This is a genomic window from Paraburkholderia humisilvae (assembly GCF_902859855.1).
GTDB lineage: Bacteria > Pseudomonadota > Gammaproteobacteria > Burkholderiales > Burkholderiaceae > Paraburkholderia > Paraburkholderia humisilvae.
The window spans coordinates 1-2,689 of sequence record NZ_CADIKH010000246.1 but is presented as its reverse complement, the minus strand read 5'-3'; the positions used below and the strand labels follow the sequence as shown (position 1 = coordinate 2,689).

Genomic DNA, 2,689 nt, shown 5'->3' with positions numbered 1-2,689 from the left:
TCGGTTCAGGCGCTTGTCGCCCAGATCAATACCCTTGAATTCCATTGCCGCCCAACTCTCCGTCGCTTGTGCCATTCGCTCGTCACGCAAAAAACAAGAGTAAACGGCAAAACGCGGAAGTTTACAACTCACTCAGCTCAACTTGTGTGTAATGGAATGGGTTAAACGGTGCCCTAAGCGATGCGCTGCACGTTGTACTCTGCGGCGCAGGTCACAATTTGCGCCTGATCCTCAGGAAGCTGTGGTTTATTGGTGGCTCATTCTCGCGATGCCGTATGCAGCTTCTGGGGCCGGTGAGTCAGTGAGTTAAACGGACAAAGTAAAGGCCCGTCGTCACGATACCTGACCGTAACGTCGTTCAACCTTGACGCCTGAACAAGCCGAAAATGAATTGTTCAGGGGCGACAATACTGCGTCGACGCGTCATTAGAAGGAATTTCCCCTGCAGACGCTTTAAGTCTGGCGGATTGACGGAGCAAAAACACACGAGTGTCATGTCCTTACAATCTTTGACAATTCGGTGCACCTGACACTATATAGTAACGAGGAAACAAAAAACACGCCACGTCTGCGAAAGCAGCGCAATCGATCCCGAATGATATAAATGGGGCGCGTCCAGTTTTTTGGCCTCCCCAATATTTGATTCACAGCCCCCAGATGGGATTTTTATTTCAACCGGAATCGATTTTAATAAGGCGCTCGACACCTTATCTCAAATTGGGACCTGCAACCATGCAAATCACATACAATTCGGCGTCCAATCTTAAAACCGGGATGTCAGGTGAAATCCTGTCGGACTCCGCATTAAATTATGGGAATTCTTTGCCACTGAAAGATCCTCGTGAGATTGAAATTCCTTCGACGATCGACTGCTCCTCTCTTGATTCAATCATCGATCAGGCGTCGATCGCGCCTAAAATTGAAGACAGCCAAAAAAATCGGTCGCCTGACGAAGTTTGCAATTCCATATTGCATTACCTAAATTCAAGGAATCTTCAATTTAATTCACGCTCGGAATTTCGCAGCCATACCCTATGGAAATCAATCGTTCAGAGAAGCATTTCTTCAGGTCAAAAAATAGGAATTATTATCCCAATTTTTTGTAACATTGGAAATCCCCTCAAAAGATTTCAGGAAACAACTGTAACTGCGGCAGAAATAACAACTCTAAAGTTTTTGGCAAACGTTGCACGCGAAGTACAGAACCTTTACCCGCCGGGATTATGCTTTAAGGTCGTAGTTGACGCCAATTTTTACAGCACTCCGTTCATGAATAGTGTCATTGAAACCAATGCCTATTATAAAGGGTTGGTGTCATGGGTAGCTAAAAATGGATTTTGCGATGAAATCGACGTGATTGACATGATGGACCTGTTATGCCCTCGATCCAACAATTTCACAGCGAGATTTAATCACTGGATGAATATACTTGAATCAACGCCAAAGACAGAAAATGTTGAGGCGTCGAAATGGGGGCTAAGCATGGTTTGCAGCATCAACCTGCGACATCTTTCAAACGATTATTCCTCCATTTATTCGTGTTATAGTAATAGCCATAGCGAACTACGGAAAGAGGTATTGGAAAGATCAACCAAGTCCCTCGTTGTATATCGATCCCTTAAAAATGCCGCGGCGGATATCTACTGGGAAGATCTCATTGATTCGAATTGCATCAGGGCAACGATTCACACAAAGAGCATTCCAGTTCTTGGACTGCGCGTATACCCAGAATACAAAAAAAGTTCTCGACTACTCCCGTATCATGGCATCTCCGTTTTTACAAGAAAATCGGAGAGCACGCCATTCCGCATGCAAGTATTGACGGAAATGGATGCTGTGAACCTACCCGGCGTAGTTCGATACAGATCCAGCGATGGTATTACGCAAGCGTACGTGGCGCCTCCCGGGATCTCTGCCCAGCATCGTCAGCGCACTTTGCGATGACGGAACAGGTTCCTCATATATGAAATAGATACCCGGCCCGAGCGCAGATTTGTGCCCTAGTTTGCTCGGGCGCGACTACGAGATCGTTCAGCGGACCGTCCTGCCTCGCCTTGATCTTTCCGCGCCTCGCCGTTACGCCATTTCACCGACACGCCCTTCAATTTCGTCGCGTTTATCCGATGTTGCCCGCGTCGCCGAACGCTTCCTGCTCATGACAGTGCAACAGCTTATGAGTCTGCGGCACATCCGGTCCATTGGGGCCGCCGTGCCCACCACGCCATGCACCAGATCCGATTCGGCATCGATGCCGACCTGGGCTTTCATGCTGAAGTGCCACGCGTTTCCTTTCTTGGTCAGATACATCTGCGTGTCGCGACTCTTTCCGAGGTTTCCGGTCAGTGCCTCAATAATCATCGCATCACCCACGGGGATGCCGATTTCGTCAAACACCTTGCGCGTCAGATCGTGCTCGCGCAGCAGACGCCGGAACTTCAACAGCGTGGTCGCATCCGGCGCGTTCTCAACTGCCAGATCGATGCTGGCGAAAGTGCGCATCGCGATGCTGTCATCGAGCGGGTCTTCAAGCGCTTCATCGGACAAGCACTACTGCAGCAAGTGGAACCGGAGCCTTCGTTCTATTGAGTTTCCCATAAAACATGACAACCGATTCGATGCTGGCGCGTTATATCTCTAACGGATTGAATGGAGATACGCGCCATGGCAAAGAAGCCGTTGGACGAGGCAA

Annotated in this window: 2 protein-coding genes and 1 pseudogene; 1 reads left to right on the top strand and 2 read right to left on the bottom strand. The window is 48.8% G+C overall.

Features of this window, described 5'->3' with window-relative positions; translation table 11 throughout:
- On the bottom strand, window positions 1-75 hold a 75-nt coding region (locus HV796_RS46470; RefSeq protein WP_484555926.1), incomplete at its 3' end, for a transposase DNA-binding-containing protein.
- Between the two features lie 582 nt (window positions 76-657).
- Here HV796_RS46470 and HV796_RS41535 point away from each other — a divergent pair.
- A complete protein-coding gene (locus tag HV796_RS41535) occupies window positions 658-1,944 on the top strand; it encodes an L-tyrosine/L-tryptophan isonitrile synthase family protein (RefSeq protein ID WP_343053094.1) in 1,287 nt (428 codons plus the stop codon).
- On the opposite strand, the pseudogene HV796_RS41530 reads toward HV796_RS41535, so the two are convergent.
- Window positions 1,929-2,544: pseudogene (locus tag HV796_RS41530) on the bottom strand (transposase); the annotation flags it as partial. The gene HV796_RS41535 and the pseudogene HV796_RS41530 overlap by 16 nt on opposite strands.
- Between the last annotated feature and the right edge of the window lie 145 nt (window positions 2,545-2,689).